The sequence below is a fragment of the Kitasatospora sp. NPDC040550 genome (genome assembly GCF_055594965.1).
This window is the reverse complement of the sequence record NZ_JBVIWC010000009.1, coordinates 1-17,508: the sequence shown is the minus strand read 5'-3', so window position 1 is coordinate 17,508 and position 17,508 is coordinate 1. Positions and strand designations below refer to the sequence as shown.

The window sequence follows — 17,508 nt, the reverse complement described above, 5'->3', positions numbered from 1 at the left end:
CGGACTGTCCGTTCCGCGCGCCTGTGTCAGGCTGGTGAGGGAGCACCGCCGACATCGGGAGGCTCGTGATGGCCGAGATCAGGGTGAACGGGGTCGGGCTGCACTACGAGGCCCAAGGCGAAGGCCCCGGTGTCGTCCTGGTGCACGGCTCGTGGACCGACGGTGACTCCTGGGCCCGGGTGATGCCGGGCCTGGCCGAGTCCACCACCGTCGTCGCCTACGACCGCCGGGGCCACAGCCGCAGCGAGGACCCGCTGACCCAGGGCTCGGTGCACGAGGACGCCGCCGACCTGGCCGGGCTGATCGAGGGCCTCGGGCTCGCTCCGGCCTTCGTCTACGGGGACTCGTACGGTGCGCTGATCGCGCTGCGGCTCGCCTCCGCCCGGCCCGACCTGCTGCGCGGGGTCGCCGTGCACGAGCCGCCCGGCACCGGCATCCTGCTCACCGACCCGGAGCTGCGGCCGATCGCCGCCGCCCTCGCCGGCCGGACCGCCGCCGTCCGGGAGCTGCTGGAGCAGGCGGAGTCGGCCGCGGCGGCGGAGCTGTTCGTCGAGACGGTCGCCTTCGGGCCGGGGGCGTGGGCCCAGTTGCCCGCGCCGGTGCGGCACACCTTCATCCGCAATGCCCCGACCTACCTGGACGAGCTGCGGGACCCGGACGCGCTGGATCTGGACCTGACCGCGCTCAGCGGCTTCAACGAGGCCGTGCTGCTCACGCAGAGCGACGACAGTCCGCCGATGTACGGCGAGGTGCTGGACATCATCGACCTCACCCTCGCGAAGGCGGAACGGCACCTCTACCAGGGCGCCGGTCACGCTCCGCACCTGTCGCAGCCGGAGGAATGGGTGCGGGTGGTGCTCCCGCGCGCGTTGGTGTGAAACGGACCTGAGGGGCGCGAGATCAGGAGCACGCGCCCGCTCATACGCCCGTCGCGGTGCGCTCCTCGGTGCGCTCCTCAGCGCGCCGTCACCAGCTCCTCCCCGCGCGGTGTCCGCCGGTACAGCACCTCCCGCCCGCTGCGCACCCGGCTGACCAGGCCCGAGCGGTGCAGCACCCCCAGGTGGTAGGAGACCGTCCCGGCGCTGAGGAAGTGCCGGGCGGCCAGCGCCGCGGTGGTCGCCGGGTCGACCAGTGCGGCCAGCAGGTCCGCCCGGGTCGGCCCGACCAGCTGGGCCAGGGCGGGCGCGGGTGTCCGGGGCGCGGGCACGGACGGTGTGATCGGGTACATCAGCGTCGGCGCCCGGTGACAGCCGTCGACCGTGTCGAGGATGACGTGGATCGAGCGGCTGACCAGCGTCGGCATCAGCAGCACCATGCGGGCCGGCAGGTTCACCTCGAAGCGGCTCTCCAGCTGGATCAGGCCGTTCGACCAGGAGAGTTCCGGGGAGAGCGAGTTGAACAGCGAACCGGTGCCGTACCGGGCGACGTGCCGGCCGCGCTGGTCGATCTCGGCGTCCAGCACCGCGCGGGCGTCCGGCCAGTACGGGGCGACCGCCAGCTCCCAGTACCGGCCCAGCTCGTCGGCGACCCGCTCGGCGAAGTGGCGCGGGCCGCGCCGCAGCGTGCTCAGCACCACGTCCGGCAGCGGCCGGCCGGCCAGGTTGGCGGCCGGCAGCCCGTGCTGGACGGTGTCCAGCTCGGCCAGCACCCGGTCCGGGTCGGCGCGGCGGACGGCCGCCAGCTGCTCGGCGATCGTCGGGTCCGGCCCGGTCGGGTGCGGGGCGAGGAAGTCGGGGAGGTAGCCGCCGGCCCGCTCCAGCGCCAGCCCGGACAGCAGTTCCAGCCCCTCCCGGCGCAGCACCCGGCGGGTCCGGCCGACCCAGGCGTACGGGCCGGTGCGGGAGTTGAGCGCGGAGGCGGCCATCAGGGTGTTGACCGCCTCGTGCAGCGGTGAGACGACGAACCGGGTGCGGGCGAGCCCGGTCGAGTCGATCGTGAGCCGGATCATGCCGTCCACCCCTCTGCCAGCCTGCCGGAACGGTCGGGTTTGTCGTCCTTTCGGTCGTCAACCCTTCGACCCTGGTCGAATCCTGGCACGAATGCTCGCCTTCGAAGTCGCCCGGGCGCAGGCTTCTCCCGTGACCGCGTCAGGACGGACGCGGCGCGAGCGGAAGGAACCTCGACGAACATGACGAGCACGCGCGGCCGCATCGCCGCCCTGCTGGGCGCCGTCGCGGTGGTCGCCGGCACCACCCTGGCCGGCCCCGCCGTCGCCGCCCCGGCCGAACCACAGCACCACGGCGGCGGCGTCACCGGGCAGGCACCCTGCCAGGGCGCGCCCGAATTCACCTGCGGAACTTTCACCGTGCCGCTCGACCACAGCGGCCGGACCCCCGGCACCCTCCAGCTCGACGTGGCGATGACCGGCAACGCCGACGCCCCCAAGGGCGACCTGCTGTTCCTCGCCGGCGGCCCCGGCCAGCCCGGCGTCCCGCTGATCCGCCGGATCGCGAGCAAGCTGGAGCCCGTCCTCAAGGACTACCGGCTGATCATGTACGACCAGCGCGGCACCGGCGAGCGGGCCCTCCAGTGCCCCGGCCTCCAGGAGGACATGGGCTCCTCCGACCTCGCCGTGCCCCGCAAGCAGTCCATCGCCGACTGCGCCACCGCCCTCGGCCCGAACGCCCGCTACTACAGCAGCGCGGACACCGTCGGCGACATCGACCTGCTGCGCCAGGCCCTCGGCGACCGCCGGCTGACCCTGGACGGCGTCTCCTACGGCACCTTCGTCGCCGAGCGCTACGCCCTCGCCCACCCGGCGCACGTGGAGCGGCTGGTGCTCGACTCGGTGGTGCCGCAGGGCGGCTACGACCCGCTCGACCTGGCCGCGCTGCCCGCCACCGCCCGGGTGCTGCGCACCGCCTGCCAGGCCACCGGCTGCACCACCGACCCGGCCGCCGACCTCGCCACCACCGTGCGGAAGTACGGCAACGGCGCGCAGATCCTGGACGCGCTCACCAGCTACGAGTTCGCCGACCCCAACTACGGCGGGGTGCCGGAAGCCCTGCACGAAGCGGCCGGCGGCAACCCGCAGAAGCTCCAGTCCTTCATCGACGACGTCCACAAGAACGACGCCGCCCCGGCCGAACTGCTCAGCCAGGGCCTGCACGCCGCCACCCTGTGCGCCGACGGGCGCTACCCGTGGGGCTCCTCGGACACCCCGGTGGCGGGCCGGGCGGCCGCGCTGGAGCGGACCCGGAAGAACCTGACGGCCGAGCAGACCTGGCCGTACGACCCGGCGACCGCGACCGGCCTCGGCAGCCTGCTGGTCTGCCTGGACTGGCCGCGCGAGCCGGTGCCGCCGCTGCCCCCGGCGCACCGCAAGCTGCCCGACGTGCCGGTGCTGCTGCTCGGCGGGGACCGGGACCTGTCCACCCCGTACGAGTGGCTGTACCAGCAGGCGAAGCTGACGCACGACCCGCAGGTCGTGATCGTCCCGGGGGCGGCGCACTCGGTGCAGACCCGGGCGGCCAACCCGGCCGGACGGCAGGCGGTCTACGACTTCCTGCTCAAGTAGCCGGTCGGCGCCGGTCCGTTCCGCACAGGGGACGGAACGGCCCGGCGCCGGCTCAGAGTTCCGCCGCACCCCAGCCGTCGTCCGGCAGGGTGCGGTCCGGCTCGGGGCAGTCGGGGTGGTCGTAGCCCCAGAGGCCGACCTTGTACAACAGCCAGTCGTCCACGGGCGCTTCGTCCCGCGAGATCCGGTCGACCAGCACGAACGCCACCCGGACCTCCTCGGCCGGCGCCACCTCCAGGGTGCGCTGGTCGGGGATGTTCTCGTAGGTCACCGTCTCCCAGGCGAGGCCGGCCGCGGTCAGCGCGGCGACCAGCGCGGACTCGGTGACGCGGGTGTCGTACGTCCGCAACCCCGCGCCGTCCGCCGGGAGTTCCAGCTCCCCGTGCCAGGTCGGCAGCGAGAAGGAACGGAGCCGGCGGCAGCGGCAGAACACCGTCCAGGCGTCGCCCCAGCCGAAGGCGTGCGGCCAGCGGCTGCCCTGGTGGACCCGGCCCGAGTCGTACGGATCGCCGAAGCGGGCGGCGAGTCCGGGCAGCGAGGCGTCGTAGCCCAGCCCGCCGAGGTCGGCGGTGGCGGCGAGCCCGACCAGCCGGTCGAGGAACTCCGTCATCCCAGGCACCCGCGCACCGCCTCGATCAGCCGGTTGGCGCGGGCGTCGCCGTGGCCGATCATCCGGTTCGCGACGTAGCCGAAGCCGACGCCGAACTCGTCGTCGCCGAAGGCGAACTGGCCGCCGGCGCCGTCGTTGCCGAAGCTGCGCGCGCCGAGCAGCGGGCGGAAGCCGGCGGAGTCCAGCAGCAGGCCGGAGCCCCAGCGGGCGCCCATGTCGAAGCCCAGGAAGCCCTGGCCGGAGGAGACTTCGCGCACCGCGTCGGTCAGGGTGTCGGCGGAGAGCAGCCGGGGGCCGCCGTCCAGGCCGGTGGCCGTGGCCGCGTACAGGCCGGCCAGCCCGGTGGCGGAGGCGACCGCGCCCGCGCCGGGGAGCTCGATCGCGTGCAGGGCCGGGTCGTTCCAGCCGTGCGGCACGTCCAGGCCGGGGAAGACCAGGGCGCCGTTCATGGTGACGATCCGGGTGAGCAGGTGCTCGGGGCCGGGCATCGGGCGGCGGCCCTCGGCCTCCACCAGCCGTGCCAAGCGCGGGAGTTCGCTCTCCGGCAGACCGATCCACAGCGGCAGGCCGAGCGGCTCGGCGATCTCCTCGCGGAGGAACGCGCCCGCGGTCAGGCCGGTGATCCGGCGGATCACCTCGCCGACCGCGAAGCCGAACACGTGGCCGTGGTACTCGTAGGTGGCGCCCGGCTCCCAGAGCGGCTGCTGGGCCTCGATCGCGCGGATCACCGGCTCCCGGGCGGCGACCTCCTCGAACGGCAGCACCGCGTCCAGCGCCGGGATGCCGGCCCGGTGGCCGAGGATCATCCGGGTGGTGATGTCCTGCTTGCCGTGGCGCGCGAAGTCGGGCCAGTAGCGGGCGACCGGGGCGTCCAGGTCGAGCCGGCCCCGCTGGGCGAGCAGCAGGGCGCTGATGCTCACCGCGCCCTTGGCGCAGGAGAACACCGGGACGACGGTGTCCTGCGTCCAGGCCCGGCCGGTCCGCTGGTCGGCGGTGCCGCCCCAGAGCTCGACCACCTTGCGGCCGCCGACGAAGACCGTGACGGCGGAGCCGAGTTCGGGGAAGTCGGCGAAGTTGCCGGCGAAGGCGTCGGCGACGGCGCCGTAGCGTTCGTCGACCCAGCCCTGGTAGTCCTGCATGGTGTACCGCCCCGTTCCACGTGCTCCAAGATCGTTGACCGGACCACGGTACGGCGTCGCGACGGCCGGGACGAGGGGATTTCCCCGGGCCGGGGAGGGTGGGGCGGATGGGGCGGGCGGGCCGTCCGGCTCAGTCCGCGGCGGGGTCGTACAGCGGCAGGAAGTTGACCACCGGCTCCTCGTACGGGTGGGCGGCGCGCACGGCGCCCAGCACGGCGGCGGCCTGCTCCCGCTCGCAGGAGGACTCCACCCGGCACTCCTCGGCCCGCTCCACCCCGGGGGGGCCGCCCGGGCGGGCGACGCGCGCCGGACGGATGGCCGGGCGCGGGCGTGGGCAGGCTCGGGCGGACACGTCCGTACGCAGTGAGGGAGCTGCCGAATGACCGCAGTGCACGAATCCGTCCTGGACGCGATCGGCGGGACGCCGCTGATCCGGTTGGCCCGGCTGGGGGCCGGGATCGCCGCGCCGGTCTACGCCAAGGCCGAGTTCCTCAACATCGGCGGCAGCGTCAAGGACCGCGCCGCGCTGTCCATGGTGCTGGCCGCCGAGCGGGACGGGCTGTTGGGCCCGGGCGGCACGATCATCGAGGCGACCTCCGGGAACACCGGGATCGGCCTGGCCATCGTCGGACGGCGGCGCGGCTACCGGGTGATCGCCGGGGTGTCGGACAAGGCGGCGCCGGAGAAGGCGGACATCCTGCGGGCGTACGGCGCGGAGGTGGTGCTCGCGCCGACGGCGGTCGCGCAGGAGGACCCGCGGCACCTGTTCAACGTGGTGAGGCGGCTCAGCGAGGAGATCCCCGGCGCCTGGCTCGCCAACCAGTACGACAACCTGGCCAATCCCGACGCGCACGTCCGGACCACCGGCCCGGAGGTCTGGGAGCAGACCGGCGGCCGGGTGACCCACTTCGTCGCGGGTGTCGGCACCGGCGGCACCGTCACCGGCACCGGCGGCTACCTCAAGCAGGTGTCCGGCGGCTCGGTGACGGTCGTCGGCGCGGACCCGGAGTCCTCCTCCTACGGCGGCGGGGACGGCAGCCCGTGGTTCGTGGAGAGCATCGGCCACTTCCTCCACCCCGAGACGGTCGAGGACCGCTGGCCGCAGGCCTACCGCTCGGAGGTGGTCGACGCCTTCGAGCGGATCCCGGACCGCGAGTCGCTGCTGACGGCCCGCCGGCTCGCCCGCGAGGAGGGCATCCTGGCCGGACCGTCCTCCGGCACGGCGGTGGCGGCGGCCCTGCGGGTGGCGCGCGGGCTGGGGCCGGAGCACCTGGTCGTGGTGCTGCTGCCGGACTCGGGCCGCTCCTACCTGTCCAAGGTGCACAGCGACGCCTGGATGCGGGAGTGGGGCTTCCTGGAGGACCCGGCGGAGGGGGACGGCCTGCGGCGCCTGCTCGGCGCGGCCGGGCCGCTGGTCGCCGTCGGCGCGGACCTGGCGGTGGCCGGGGCGCTGGACGCGCTGCGGGCGGCGCCGGGCGGGGTCGCCCCGGCGGTGCTGGCCCGGGCGGCGCGACCGTACGGGGTGAGCGCCACCGAGGTGGTCGGCTCGGTGTCCCGGGAGGTGCTGACGGCGGCGCTGGCCGACGGCGGCGCCAAGCCGGACGACCCGGTGCGCCCGCTGCTCGGGCCGGCCCTGCCGACGGTCGGGGTCGGGCAGTCGGCCGCCGGGGCGCGGGCGGCGCTGGCGGGCGGGCACCCGGCGGTGGTGGTGCTGGTGGACGGCCGGGCGGCCGGGGTGCTGACCCGGGAGGTCCTGGGCTGACCTCACGGGACAGAACACCTAGCCCCCCGGCGCGGGCGCCAGGATGGCGTGGATGACCCGGTCCAGGGTGCGGTCGAAGACCTGGTCCGGGTCGGCGGGCGGGCCCGCGGTGGCGAAGGCCTGGGCGAGGTGGGGGTAGGCGCCGCTCAGCGCCGCCTGGGTGAGGTAACCGACCATCTCCGCCTGCCACTTGGCGCCCGCGGCCGCCGTCTGCTCGTACTGGGCGAACTGGCAGATGAAGCCGTTGAACAGCGCCATCGCCTCCATCCGCGCCCCGCCCGGCAGGCCGGTGGGGGCGGTGACGGCGAGGAAGTGGTCGGTGTAGCGCAGGGCGTTGGGGCCGATGCCCGGGCGGGCCATGACCAGGGCGGGCAGCCAGGGATGGCGGCGGAAGATGGCGAGCTGCTCGTGCGCGAGGCTCGCCAGGTCGGCCCGGACGTCGCCACTCGCCGCGGGCGGCAGCCGGTACTCGGCGGTGGCCGCGTCGAGCATCAGGTCGAGCAGGTGCTCCTTCTTCGGCACGTAGTTGTAGAGCGACATGGTGCCCGCGCCGAGCGCGGCCGCGACCCGGCGCATCGAGACGGCCTCCAGGCCCTCGGCGTCGGCGATCACGATGGCGGCCGCCGCGATGGAGTCGCGGCTGTGGGCCGGTCGTGGGCCGCGGCCGGTGCGCTCGGGGCGCAGCCAGATCAGTTCGGGGGCCTCGGGGGGCGTGGGCCGCTCGGTCCGATCGGGCCGATTCGGCTGATCAGGAGTGGTGGGGGAGTCGCTGGACGGCACTGGAAGATCACCTCGCTCCCCCATCTTAGATACGTACGTCGTACGTAGTAGCATGGCGTCCAGATTCTACGTACGCTGTACCTAGAGAAGGGCGGAGCCATGTCCGACACCTCCCGACCCGTCATCGAGATGGCGGGCGTGCGGAAACGCTTCGGAGCCACCGAGGCCCTGCGCGGCCTCGACCTGACCGTCCGGGCCGGCACCGTCTGCGGCCTGCTCGGCCCCAACGGCGCCGGCAAGACCACCGCCGTCCGCGTCCTCGCCACCCTGGCCGCCCCCGACGGGGGCACCGTCCGGGTCGCCGGGCACGACGCCGTCCGCGAGGCCGAGGAGGTCCGGCGGGCGATCGGCCTGGCCGGCCAGCACGCCGCGCTGGACGAGGGCATCACCGGCCGGGACAACCTCCGGCTGTTCGGCCGGCTGCACCGCCTCGGCGCCCGCCGGGCCCGGGCGCGCGCCGACGAACTGCTCACCCGCTTCGGCCTCGCCGAGGCCGGCGACCGGCTGGTGCGCACCTACTCCGGCGGCATGCGCCGACGCCTCGACCTGATCGCCAGCCTGGTCACCAGCCCGCCGGTGCTCTTCCTGGACGAGCCCACCACCGGGCTCGACCCGCGCAGCCGCCAGGGCATCTGGGAGACCGTCAAGGAGCTGGCCGACGGCGGCACCACCGTGCTGCTCACCACCCAGTACCTGGAGGAGGCCGACCGGCTCGCCGACGACATCGTGGTGGTCGACCACGGCGCCGCGATCGCCACCGGCCCACCGGAGCGGCTCAAGGCGGCGATCGGCAGCCAGGTCTCCGTCACCCTGGCCACGGTGGAGCAGCTCGCCGCCACCGCCGTGGTGCTGTCCGCCCTGTCGGGCAACGACGCCCAGGTGGACGTCGCCGAGCGGACGGTCACGGTGCTGACCGCGCCCGGCGCGTCCGTCCTGCTGCCCTCGCTGGTGCGGGAGTTGGACGGCGCCGGGGTCGTCGCCGAGGACGTCGCGGTCCGGGCGCCCTCGCTCGACGACGTGTTCCTCGCCCTCACCGGGAAGTCCCGGGAGAGCGCCGAGCCGGGGAGGGCCGCCTGATGGCCACCACCGTCCGCACCGCCGTCGGCACCGCCGCCCCGGCCGCCGCACGCCCCTCGGTCGGCGCCCGGCTGCTCTCCGACACCTGGACGTCGATGCTCCGCGTCCTGCTCAACTACCGCCACTCGCCCGGCCTGCTGGCCGCCTCGCTGGGCGTTCCGGTGATCATGGTGGTGGTCTTCGGGTACGTCTTCGGCAGCGCCATGCAGGTGCCCGGCGGCGGGGACTACCGGGAGTTCCTGATGCCCGGGCTGTTCGCCATGGTCGCCACCAACGGCATCATGCCCACCATGGTCGGTGCCGCCCGGGACGTCGGGCGCGGGGTCACCGACCGGCTGCGCTCGATGCCGGTCTCCCGCACCGGACTGCTGCTCGGGCAGAACCTCGCCGACCTGCTGGTCAGCGTCGCCGTCCTGGCCCTGCTGGCCCTGGTCGGGCTGGCCGCCGGCTGGCGCGCCCGGCACGGCGCCGCCGACGCGCTGGAGGGGTTCGCGCTGCTGCTGCTCTTCCGCTTCGTGATGACCTGGGTCGGCACGCTGCTCGGCCTGGCCGTCGGCAAGGAGGAGGCCGCCGGGCAACTCTCCGTCATCGTCTTCCCGTTGGCGATGGTCACCAACGCGTACGTGCCCACCGGCGGGATGCCCGGCTGGCTGCGGGTGATCGCCGACTGGAACCCGATCAGCTCCGTGGTGGAGGCGAGCCGGGAACTCTTCGGCAACCCGGCGGCGCCCGGCTCCGCCTGGCCGATGCAGCACGCCGTCCTCGCCACGCTGCTGTGGAGCGCCGCCCTGCTGGCACTCTGCGGGCCGCTGGCCGTACGGAAGTTCGCCACCCACGGACGATGACCCGCCGGGTCACCGTAATGTGCTGGACACCGTGGCCGGTGTGGCTTTAGGTGGGGCGCCATGGAGTACACCCACCTCGGCCGCACCGGCCTGACCGTCTCCCGCCTCTGCCTCGGCACCATGAACTTCGGCCCCCACACCGAGGAGGCCGAGGCCCACCGCCTCATGGACACCGCCCACGAGCGCGGCATCAACTTCTTCGACACCGCGAACTCCTACGGCCGCGACAGCGAGGGCAACCTCCAGGGCCGCACCGAGGAGATCATCGGCCGCTGGTTCGCCCAGGGCGGCGGCCGCCGCGAGCGCACCGTCCTGGCCACCAAGGCCTACGCGAACACGAGCGACTGGCCCAACGACGGCAAGCTCTCCGCGCTCGCCATCCGCAAGGCCGTCGAGGCCAGCCTGCGCCGCCTGCAGACCGACCACATCGACCTCTACCAGATGCACCACATCGACCGGGCCACGCCCTGGGAGGAGATCTGGCAGGCGATGGAGGTCCTGGTCGCCCAGGGCAAGATCATCTACGTCGGCTCCAGCAACTTCGCCGGCTGGCACCTCGCCCAGGCCCAGGAGGCCGCCCGCTCCCGGCACTTCCTCGGCCTGGTCAGCGAGCAGTCCCTCTACAACCTCCTCGACCGGGCGATCGAACTGGAGGTCATCCCCGCCGTCCAGCACTACGGCCTCGGGCTGATCCCGTGGTCCCCGCTGCGCAGCGGGCTGCTCGGCGGCGTCCTGCGCAAGGAGCGCGAGGGCACCCGCGGCCGCAGCGCCACGGGCTACGCGAGCGAACGCCTGGACAAGTACCGCGAACAGCTCCAGGCCTACGAGGACTTCGCCGACGAACTCGGCACCGACCCGGCCGACCTCGCGCTCGCCTGGCTGCTCTCCCGCCCCGCCGTCACCGCCCCCATCATCGGCCCCCGCACCCCGGCCCACCTCGACGCCGCCCTCCGGGCGCTCGACCTGGACCTCGACCAGAAGACCCTGGACCGCCTCGACGAACTCTTCCCCGGCCACAAGCCGGCCCCCGAGGACTACGCCTGGTAGGCCCGCGGGCGGCCCGGCCCCGGCACCCCGGAAGACGGGTGCCGGAGCCGGGCCCCGGACGACGGGGTGCCGGGGCCGGGCCGCCCGACCCGGGGCCCCTGCCCGCTGTGGTAGCAAGACGGGTATGACGGAACGGATCAGGGAGCGGGACCGGGGCGCCTACCACCACGGGGCGCTGCCGGAGGCCTTGGTGGCGGCGGCGTTCGAGGTGCTGGACGAGCAGGGCCAGGAGAAGGTGAGCGTGCGGGAGGTGGCCCGCCGGGCGGGGGTCTCGGCGGGGGCGCCGTTCCGTCACTTCGCAGACAAACAGGCGCTGTTGACGGCGGTCGCGGACCGGGTGCTGGCGGACTTCGCCCGCTGGCAGGAGGCGGAGGTGGCGGCCGCCGAGGCGGTCGGCGGGTCGGCGATGCGGGCGCTCGGGCTGGGGTTCGTCCGGTACGCGCTGCGCCATCCGCGCCGGTTCGAGCTGGTGCGCTCGCGGGTGTTCGCGGCGCCCCGGGACCCGCAGCTGCGGGAGCAACTGGACGGCCTGGACCGGGCGTTCACCGATCTGGTCGTGGCGGACCAGCAGGCCGGGCGGGTCGGCCCCGGCGATCCGGAGCTGGTGCTGCTGTCCGGGCAGGCGCTGGTGTACGGGCTGGCGCAGATGATCGTGGACGGCTACCTGCCCGCCGAGCGGGCGGAGGAGCTGGCCGTCCGGGTCCTGGACACCTTCCGAGCGGGGATCGCGGGGGCGGTCAACCCGCCTGAGCAGTAACGGAATTGTGGCTGCGGCGAGCCTTGACCGGCCTGGTGCGCGCTGATGTAATCACCGATTACATGAGCGCGAGTCGCGAGTACCGGGAGGCACAGATGCAGCTGTTCGCCAAGCCGCAACCGGGCTACACCACCGCCGCCGCCACCGGCGACACCGTGGTGCTGCTGATCGGCATGCGGATCAACCGCTTCTGGGCGGTGCACCACTGGGGCCCGGTGATGTTCGCGATGTTCCGGATGCTGTACGAACTGGGCCGCAGCCCCGAGCGCGGCCTGCGCGGACGCATCCTGCTCACCGCCTCGCCACGGACGTACTACGTCGTCCAGTACTGGGAGTCGAAGGAGCACCTGTACCGCTACGCGAGCGCACCGGACGGCTTCCACCACACCGTCTGGGGCATAGCCAACCGGAAGATGCGCGAGGGCAAGCTGCGCGGCCACGTCGGGCTCTGGCACGAGACCTACATCGTCCCCGAGGGCGGCTACGAGTCGATCTACTTCGACATGCCGGCGTTCGGCCTGGCCGGCGCCACCGGGCAGCTGCCGCTGGAGGCGCGCGGCCGGCACGCCGCGCAGCGCCTGGCCTTCCGCTCGGGCGACGGTGCGGGCGGTGCGGGTGGCGTGGACGGTGCGGGTGGTGCGGGCGGCGCGGAGAAGGCGGCGGGCGCGGAGCAGGCGGACGGTGCGGCGGCGGGCCCGGACGGCCTGAGCTGCCCGTACGGCGCGGACGACCGGACGGGCGCTCAAGGAGTGTCGTGAGTCCGTCCGGCGACCCCGGTGTGGGAGCGTCGGGGGATGGTCGATCAGGAGGGCGCCGTGCGGCCGGCGCGGGTGGTGCACGAGGTGCCGTACCGGGCGCAGTGGGAGTCCGCCGAGCTGGTGCGGGACATCGTCGACGGGCGCCTGGACGCCGCGCGGGACCCGCGCTGGGGGCAGTCCGGCGCGGCCACCCCGGAGGAGTACGCCTGGTGGTCCTGGCGGCTCTGCGGAGTGGCCTGCCTGCGGATGGCCCTGGAGCACTGGTGGGGCGTGACCCCGGCGGCGATGGTGCTGGCCCGTGAGTGCCTGGCGGCCGGCGCGTACGTCCGGGACGGCGACAGCCTGCGCGGGCTGGTCCACGTGCCGTTCGCCGACTACGCCCGGCGGCGCTGGGGACTGGCCGCCCGGGCGACGGAGTCGACGCCCGCGGAGGTCGCGGACGAGCTGGCGGCCGGGCGGCTGGTGATGCTCTCGGTGCACCCGTCGATCCGGGAGCCGCACGGGCCCGAGCCGGTGCGGCGCGGCGGCCACCTGGTGCTGGCGGTGGGGGCCACCGCGACGGCGCTGCTGATCCACAACCCGTCCGGCTTCCCGGGGGAGTCGCAGGCCTTCGCCCGGGTGCCGTGGCGCGCGTTCGGGCAGTTCTACGCCGGGCGGGGGATCGTGCTCGGCCCGCCCGGCGCCGACGACGGTCAGGTGTTGTCCGGCAGTCCCACCGGGTAGAACGGCAGGCTGCTCCGGCACAGTGCCGAGATCGGCTTCAACGCGGCGGCCAGGGAATCGAGTTCGGCGCGCGGGTAGTCCTCCCAGACGCGCGCGGCGGCCAGGTCGGTGGCGGCCTCCAGGGCCTGGTGGTGGGTCCGGCCCAGCTCGGTCAGCGAGCCGGTCGCGGTCAGCCAGCCCCGCTCGACCAGGCGCTCGGCGGCGGCCTCCCACTCGGTGTCCGTCCAGCCGCGCACCGGCTGGAGCTGCTCGCGCCGCATGTCCATCGCGCAGCGGACCACCAGGGCCTCGCAGCCGTCCAGCCCGGCGGCGACCAGCGCGGCCACGTGGCCGTCCCCGCGGTGCTCGCGCATCACGGTGGCGGCCCGCCACAGCCGCTCGTACAACCCCGGCGGGGCCGGGAGCGCCGCGTTGGCGGCGGCCAGCACCCGGCCGGCGCAGTCCAGCCGCTCGGCGGACTGCTCCAGGGTCTCGACCGCCCGCTCGACCAGACCACGGTCCACGTGCTCCAGCAGCCGGGCCAGCGCGGCGCCCGCACCCTTGGTGCGGGCGGCCAGCGCCTCCTCCGGGCCGGCCAGCGACCACAGCGCGGGCAGGGCCCGCTCGACCATCGCCGGGGCGAAGTTGAAGAACGCGGCGGTCACCGGCGGCGCGTCCACCGCGCCGAGCGGGGCGGAGCGGCCGGCGAAGTAGCCGCGCCAGAAGCCGCGCAGGCCGGCCGCCTCGAAGGCGTCGCGACACTCGGGCTCGAAATAGGTGACGGCGTGCACCGGCTCGAAGAGCCACCAGAGCGCGCGGGCGGGATGGACGAGATCGGTCATCAGGAGACCTTCCTCGGACGGGGCTCCGGGCGGGCGCGGGGAGCTCGGCTGGTCGGTACGGCCGCGGCGGTCGCGCGGGTGGCGGAGCGCCGGGGCCGCCCGGGCGGGTGTGTGGGCCGTTCACGTGCTGATGACCACGGGGACGGCCCCGGTAATCCCCGGCGGGGTGTGACGACGGTCACGTGGGGGTGGGCGGGGGACGGCCGGGTGGGTTTGCGGGTGGGGCTCGGGTGGGTCTGCGGGCGGGCTTGCGGGCGGGTTTGCGGGTGGGGCTCGGGCGGTCTCCGGGAGGGCCCCGTTGACCCGCCCGGAGGCCCGGAGCCGCTGGGACGGCCCAGAACCGTTCAGGCCTGCACGGGCGGCATCGCGAGCGGGTCGATCGGCATCCGAGCCCGGCAGATCGCCGCGATCGGCCGCAACGCGGCCGTCAGACGGTCGAGTTCGCCGTCCGGCCGGTGCTCCCAGACCCGGCCGGCGGCCAGGTCGGTGGCCGCCTCCAGCTCCCGGTGCCGGATCCGGCCCAGCTCGGTGACCGCGCCCGCCGCCGTCAGCCAGCCCCGGCCGACCAGCCGGGCCGTCGCCGCCTCCCACTCCTTGTCCGTCCACCCCCGCAGGGGCTGGAGCACCGCGCGGGCGGCGCCCGTGGCGCAGTGCAGCACCGGCGCCTCGCAGCCGTCCAGCCCGGCGGCGACCAGTGCGGCCACGTGGCCGTCCCCGCGGTGCTCGCGCAGCACGGTCGCGGCGTGCCACAGCCGCCCGTACACGTCCGTGGGTCGGGGCAGCGCGGCGTTGGCGGCGGCCAGCACCCGGCCTGCGCAGTCCGCCCGGTCCACGGCCTCCTCCAGCGCGGTTGCCACGGCCTCGACCAGCTCGGGCGCCACCGGTGCCAGCAGCCGGGCGAGCACCGCCGCCGAGCCCTCGGCCCTGGCCGCGAGCGCCCGCTCGGGGCTCGCCCGGGACCACACCTCCGGCAGGGCGCGTTCGACCGCCGCCGGGGCGAAGTTGAAGAACGCGGCGATCACCGGCGGGGCGCCCACCGCGCCCAGCGGAGCCGAGCGGGCGGCGAAGTAGCCGGGCCAGCCACCGTCCAGTCCGGCGGCCTCGAAGGCCGCCCGGCTCTCGGGCTGGAGGAAGGTGACGGCGTACACCGGTTCGAAGAGCCACCACAGTGCGCGGGCGGGGTGGACGGGTTCGGACAATCGAGACACCTTCCTCTTCCTCATCCTGGGCGGGGCCCGACGAGCGGGCGGGCACCGGGGGGCGCCGGGGGGTGCTGGGGGTCGCTGCGGGGCGCTCGCGATCGCCGACGGTCGCCGACGGTCGCTCCAGAGCTGACCGCCACCAGGACGGCCCCGGCAACCCGGGCGGCGTGTGATCACGGTCACGCGCCGCTCGGCGGGTGCGGTCGACGGCCGTACGGCGCGAGATGATGGGGCGAGGCGCCCGCCCCCCGGGTGCCCAGCCCTCGCAAGCCCTCGTACGAAGGTAGTCGGCCATGCCCCAGATCAGCCCCAGCATCCTCTCCGCCGACTTCGCCCGGCTCGCCGACGAGGCCGAGGCCGTCCGGGGCTCCGACTGGCTGCACGTGGACGTCATGGACAACCACTTCGTGCCGAACCTGACCCTGGGCGTCCCGGTGGTCGAGTCGCTCGCCCGGGCCACCGACATCCCGCTCGACTGCCACCTGATGATCGAGGACCCGGACCGCTGGGCCCCGCAGTACGTCGAGGCCGGCGCCGGCTCGATCACCTTCCACGTCGAGGCCGCCGCCGCCCCCGTCCGGCTGGCCCGCGAGATCCGCGCCAAGGGCGCCCGCGCCTCGATGGCGCTCAAGCCGGGCACCCCGATCGAGCCCTACGAGGACCTGCTGCCCGAGCTCGACATGCTGCTGATCATGACGGTCGAGCCCGGTTTCGGCGGCCAGGCCTTCCTCGACATCATGCTGCCGAAGATCCGCCGCACCCGTGAGCTGATCGCCAAGCACGACCTGGAGCTGTGGCTGCAGGTCGACGGCGGCGTCTCCGCGGCCACCATCGAGCGCTGCGCCGAGGCCGGCGCGGACGTGTTCGTGGCCGGGTCGGCCGTCTACGGCGCGGCGGACCCGGCCGAGGCCGTCCGCAACCTGCGCGAGCTCGCCTCCGGGGCGAGCAAGGACGCCTGGTGGGCCTGCGAGCACTGAGCCGCCCCGCCCCCGCGGCACCCCCGCGGCGGTGCCGGATGGCCGGGCACGGGTGGAGGAACTCCGCACCGTCACGGATGATCGGTGACGGTGCGCCCTCCCCGGCCCGGCTCTTCCCATGACGGTGGTGGAACTGCGATGAGCAACCTCGACCTCAAGCCCGCCCCGACCACCTGCGGCCGCGAGGCCAGCAGCGGACCGGTCAAGGACCTGCTGACCGGGCGCCAGGTCCAGCTCGGCGAGAGCACGGCGGTCCGCCGACTGCTCCCGACCCTGGGCCGCCGGATGGTGGGCGCCTGGTGCTTCGTCGACCACTACGGCCCGGACGACATCGCCGACGAACCCGGCATGCAGGTGCCGCCGCACCCGCACATGGGCCTGCAGACGGTCAGCTGGCTGCACCAGGGTGAGGTCCTGCACCGCGACAGCCTCGGCAGCCTGCAGACCGTCCGGCCCTACGAGCTGGGCCTGATGACCTCCGGGCGGGCGATCTCCCACTCCGAGGAGTCCCCGCGCCCGCACGCCCGCTACCTGCACGGCGCCCAGCTCTGGGTCGCCCTCCCGGACGCCCACCGGCACACCGCCCCCACCTTCGAGCACCACGCCGACCTGCCAGTGGTCACCGCCCCCGGCCTGCGCGCCACCGTCATCCTCGGCACCCTGGACACCGCCACCTCGCCCGGCACCACCCACAGCCCCCTGGTCGGTGCCGACCTCGCCCTCACCGAGGGCACCCACCTCACGCTCCCGCTGGTCCCCGAGTTCGAGTACGCCGTCCTCGCGATGACCGGCCGGATCGACGTCGACGGCGTCCCCGTCGAACCCGGCTCGATGCTCTACCTCGGCTGCGGCCGTCGCGCGCTCCCGCTCCACGCCCACTCCGACGGCTCGGTGCTGCTCCTCGGGGGCGAGCCCTTCGAGGAGAAGATCGTCATGTGGTGGAACTTCATCGGCCGCTCGACGGAGGACATCGCCCTGGCCCGCGCCGACTGGATGACGGGCGACCGCTTCGGCGAGGTCCACGGCTACGCCGGCGCCCGGCTCGCCGCCCCGGAACTCCCCGCCGTCCCGTTGAAGGCCCGCGGCCGCGAGCGTTGAGCCCGCCACCGGTGACCGGCCCGTTTGCGTGGGGCGGCTGTTGGGCGTAGTGTTCTCTAGCTGCTCGGCTGGGAGCACCGGACACGCGTCGGCGCGGACGGTCCCGGAGCAGCCAATCCCTTGAAACACCACTTCCCGTCCTGGGCTGTGTCGCATTCGCTTTTTCGTGTCGCGGCCCGAGGTGAATTCGGCGTGCGCGTTTATGGGGATTGCGGCTGGATTCGCTTTCCGGAGCGGGGGTCGGCTACAGTTTGAAACGTCGAACGGGGCGCCAAGCCGCAGAAGACAGCAGCGAATCGGTGAATGAAACTCCGGAAAACGGAGCGGAAAACATCTGGTAAGCTGGAAACACGAAAGAACGAAGCGCCCGGAGGGCCCGCTGGAAGGCGGTCCGA

Annotated in this window: 16 protein-coding genes and 1 pseudogene; 11 read left to right on the top strand and 6 right to left on the bottom strand. The window is 74.6% G+C overall.

Annotation, left to right across the window (positions count from 1 at the left end; genetic code table 11):
• Window positions 1-68 precede the first annotated feature (68 nt).
• On the top strand, window positions 69-878 hold the full coding sequence (locus ACZ58X_RS15325) for an alpha/beta fold hydrolase (RefSeq protein ID WP_470334134.1): 810 nt from the start codon (window positions 69-71) through the stop codon (window positions 876-878).
• Between the two features lie 77 nt (window positions 879-955).
• On the opposite strand, the gene ACZ58X_RS15320 is transcribed toward ACZ58X_RS15325, so the two are convergent.
• The gene (locus tag ACZ58X_RS15320) at window positions 956-1,948 is read right to left on the bottom strand and encodes an ArsR/SmtB family transcription factor (RefSeq protein WP_470334133.1); all 993 of its coding nucleotides are present in this window, start codon (window positions 1,946-1,948) and stop codon (window positions 956-958) included.
• A 180-nt stretch (window positions 1,949-2,128) separates the two neighbouring features.
• On the opposite strand from ACZ58X_RS15320, the gene ACZ58X_RS15315 reads away from it, so the two are divergent.
• A complete protein-coding gene (locus tag ACZ58X_RS15315; RefSeq protein ID WP_470334132.1) occupies window positions 2,129-3,517 on the top strand; it encodes an alpha/beta fold hydrolase in 1,389 nt (462 codons plus the stop codon).
• Window positions 3,518-3,569: 52 nt separating this feature from the next.
• Here ACZ58X_RS15315 and ACZ58X_RS15310 read toward each other — a convergent pair whose 3' ends face one another.
• Entirely contained in the window at window positions 3,570-4,127 is a 558-nt protein-coding gene (locus tag ACZ58X_RS15310; RefSeq protein WP_470334131.1) for a hypothetical protein, read from the bottom strand.
• Window positions 4,124-5,266, bottom strand: coding sequence for a serine hydrolase domain-containing protein (locus tag ACZ58X_RS15305; protein WP_470334130.1), 1,143 nt, complete (start codon window positions 5,264-5,266; stop codon window positions 4,124-4,126). The genes ACZ58X_RS15310 and ACZ58X_RS15305 overlap by 4 nt, the downstream gene beginning before the upstream one ends.
• 379 nt (window positions 5,267-5,645) lie before the next feature.
• Between ACZ58X_RS15305 and ACZ58X_RS15300 the strand changes: the two genes are divergently transcribed.
• Complete coding sequence (locus tag ACZ58X_RS15300; protein ID WP_470334129.1) at window positions 5,646-7,028, top strand: pyridoxal-phosphate dependent enzyme; 1,383 nt, start codon at window positions 5,646-5,648, stop codon at window positions 7,026-7,028.
• Window positions 7,029-7,046: 18 nt separating this feature from the next.
• Here the strand turns inward: ACZ58X_RS15300 and ACZ58X_RS15295 are convergent, their stop codons facing one another.
• Complete coding sequence (locus ACZ58X_RS15295) at window positions 7,047-7,808, bottom strand: TetR/AcrR family transcriptional regulator (protein ID WP_470334128.1); 762 nt, start codon at window positions 7,806-7,808, stop codon at window positions 7,047-7,049.
• Window positions 7,809-7,907: 99 nt separating this feature from the next.
• Here ACZ58X_RS15295 and ACZ58X_RS15290 point away from each other — a divergent pair, with 99 nt between their 5' ends.
• The 6 genes and pseudogenes from ACZ58X_RS15290 (at window position 7,908) to ACZ58X_RS15265 (ending at window position 13,015) form a co-directional block, all read left to right on the top strand.
• Window positions 7,908-8,885 carry an ATP-binding cassette domain-containing protein gene (locus ACZ58X_RS15290; RefSeq protein ID WP_470334127.1) on the top strand — a complete coding sequence of 326 codons (978 nt, stop codon included), beginning with the start codon at window positions 7,908-7,910 and terminating at the stop codon, window positions 8,883-8,885.
• A complete protein-coding gene (locus tag ACZ58X_RS15285; protein ID WP_470334126.1) occupies window positions 8,885-9,730 on the top strand; it encodes an ABC transporter permease in 846 nt (281 codons plus the stop codon). The genes ACZ58X_RS15290 and ACZ58X_RS15285 overlap by 1 nt, the downstream gene beginning before the upstream one ends.
• A 60-nt stretch (window positions 9,731-9,790) precedes the next feature.
• The gene (locus tag ACZ58X_RS15280) at window positions 9,791-10,777 is read left to right on the top strand and encodes an aldo/keto reductase (protein WP_470334125.1); all 987 of its coding nucleotides are present in this window, start codon (window positions 9,791-9,793) and stop codon (window positions 10,775-10,777) included.
• Window positions 10,778-10,901: 124 nt separating this feature from the next.
• Window positions 10,902-11,534, top strand: coding sequence for a TetR/AcrR family transcriptional regulator (locus ACZ58X_RS15275; RefSeq protein WP_470334124.1), 633 nt, complete (start codon window positions 10,902-10,904; stop codon window positions 11,532-11,534).
• Window positions 11,535-11,635: 101 nt separating this feature from the next.
• A pseudogene (locus ACZ58X_RS15270) lies at window positions 11,636-12,130 on the top strand (DUF4188 domain-containing protein); the annotation flags it as partial.
• Between the two features lie 198 nt (window positions 12,131-12,328).
• Window positions 12,329-13,015, top strand: coding sequence for a C39 family peptidase (locus ACZ58X_RS15265; protein WP_470334123.1), 687 nt, complete (start codon window positions 12,329-12,331; stop codon window positions 13,013-13,015).
• On the opposite strand, the gene ACZ58X_RS15260 is transcribed toward ACZ58X_RS15265, so the two are convergent.
• Together ACZ58X_RS15260 and ACZ58X_RS15255 are read right to left on the bottom strand one after the other, a co-directional pair.
• Window positions 12,985-13,836 (bottom strand): SCO6745 family protein, encoded by an 852-nt coding sequence (locus ACZ58X_RS15260; protein WP_470334122.1) that lies wholly within the window; start codon window positions 13,834-13,836, stop codon window positions 12,985-12,987. The two genes, ACZ58X_RS15265 and ACZ58X_RS15260, sit on opposite strands and share 31 nt — an antisense overlap.
• 344 nt (window positions 13,837-14,180) lie before the next feature.
• Complete coding sequence (locus tag ACZ58X_RS15255; protein ID WP_470334121.1) at window positions 14,181-15,035, bottom strand: SCO6745 family protein; 855 nt, start codon at window positions 15,033-15,035, stop codon at window positions 14,181-14,183.
• A 296-nt stretch (window positions 15,036-15,331) separates the two neighbouring features.
• Between ACZ58X_RS15255 and rpe the strand changes: the two genes are divergently transcribed.
• Together rpe and ACZ58X_RS15245 are read left to right on the top strand one after the other, a co-directional pair.
• Window positions 15,332-16,015 carry a ribulose-phosphate 3-epimerase gene (rpe, locus tag ACZ58X_RS15250; protein ID WP_470334120.1) on the top strand — a complete coding sequence of 228 codons (684 nt, stop codon included), beginning with the start codon at window positions 15,332-15,334 and terminating at the stop codon, window positions 16,013-16,015.
• A 138-nt stretch (window positions 16,016-16,153) separates the two neighbouring features.
• The gene (locus ACZ58X_RS15245) at window positions 16,154-17,113 is read left to right on the top strand and encodes a pirin family protein (RefSeq protein WP_470334119.1); all 960 of its coding nucleotides are present in this window, start codon (window positions 16,154-16,156) and stop codon (window positions 17,111-17,113) included.
• Window positions 17,114-17,508 lie beyond the last annotated feature (395 nt).

Excerpts from the sequence above, each read along its gene's own strand:
- ACZ58X_RS15325 (WP_470334134.1), top strand. The coding sequence starts at position 69 with ATGGCCGAGATCAGGGTGAACGGGGTCGGGCTGCACTACGAGGCCCAA.
- ACZ58X_RS15320 (WP_470334133.1), bottom strand. The coding sequence starts at position 1,948 with ATGATCCGGCTCACGATCGACTCGACCGGGCTCGCCCGCACCCGGTTC.
- ACZ58X_RS15315 (WP_470334132.1), top strand. The coding sequence starts at position 2,129 with ATGACGAGCACGCGCGGCCGCATCGCCGCCCTGCTGGGCGCCGTCGCG.
- ACZ58X_RS15310 (WP_470334131.1), bottom strand. The coding sequence starts at position 4,127 with ATGACGGAGTTCCTCGACCGGCTGGTCGGGCTCGCCGCCACCGCCGAC.
- ACZ58X_RS15305 (WP_470334130.1), bottom strand. The coding sequence starts at position 5,266 with ATGCAGGACTACCAGGGCTGGGTCGACGAACGCTACGGCGCCGTCGCC.
- ACZ58X_RS15300 (WP_470334129.1), top strand. The coding sequence starts at position 5,646 with ATGACCGCAGTGCACGAATCCGTCCTGGACGCGATCGGCGGGACGCCG.
- ACZ58X_RS15290 (WP_470334127.1), top strand. The coding sequence starts at position 7,908 with ATGTCCGACACCTCCCGACCCGTCATCGAGATGGCGGGCGTGCGGAAA.
- ACZ58X_RS15285 (WP_470334126.1), top strand. The coding sequence starts at position 8,885 with ATGGCCACCACCGTCCGCACCGCCGTCGGCACCGCCGCCCCGGCCGCC.
- ACZ58X_RS15280 (WP_470334125.1), top strand. The coding sequence starts at position 9,791 with ATGGAGTACACCCACCTCGGCCGCACCGGCCTGACCGTCTCCCGCCTC.
- ACZ58X_RS15275 (WP_470334124.1), top strand. The coding sequence starts at position 10,902 with ATGACGGAACGGATCAGGGAGCGGGACCGGGGCGCCTACCACCACGGG.
- ACZ58X_RS15265 (WP_470334123.1), top strand. The coding sequence starts at position 12,329 with ATGGTCGATCAGGAGGGCGCCGTGCGGCCGGCGCGGGTGGTGCACGAG.
- ACZ58X_RS15260 (WP_470334122.1), bottom strand. The coding sequence starts at position 13,836 with ATGACCGATCTCGTCCATCCCGCCCGCGCGCTCTGGTGGCTCTTCGAG.
- rpe (WP_470334120.1), top strand. The coding sequence starts at position 15,332 with ATGCCCCAGATCAGCCCCAGCATCCTCTCCGCCGACTTCGCCCGGCTC.
- ACZ58X_RS15245 (WP_470334119.1), top strand. The coding sequence starts at position 16,154 with ATGAGCAACCTCGACCTCAAGCCCGCCCCGACCACCTGCGGCCGCGAG.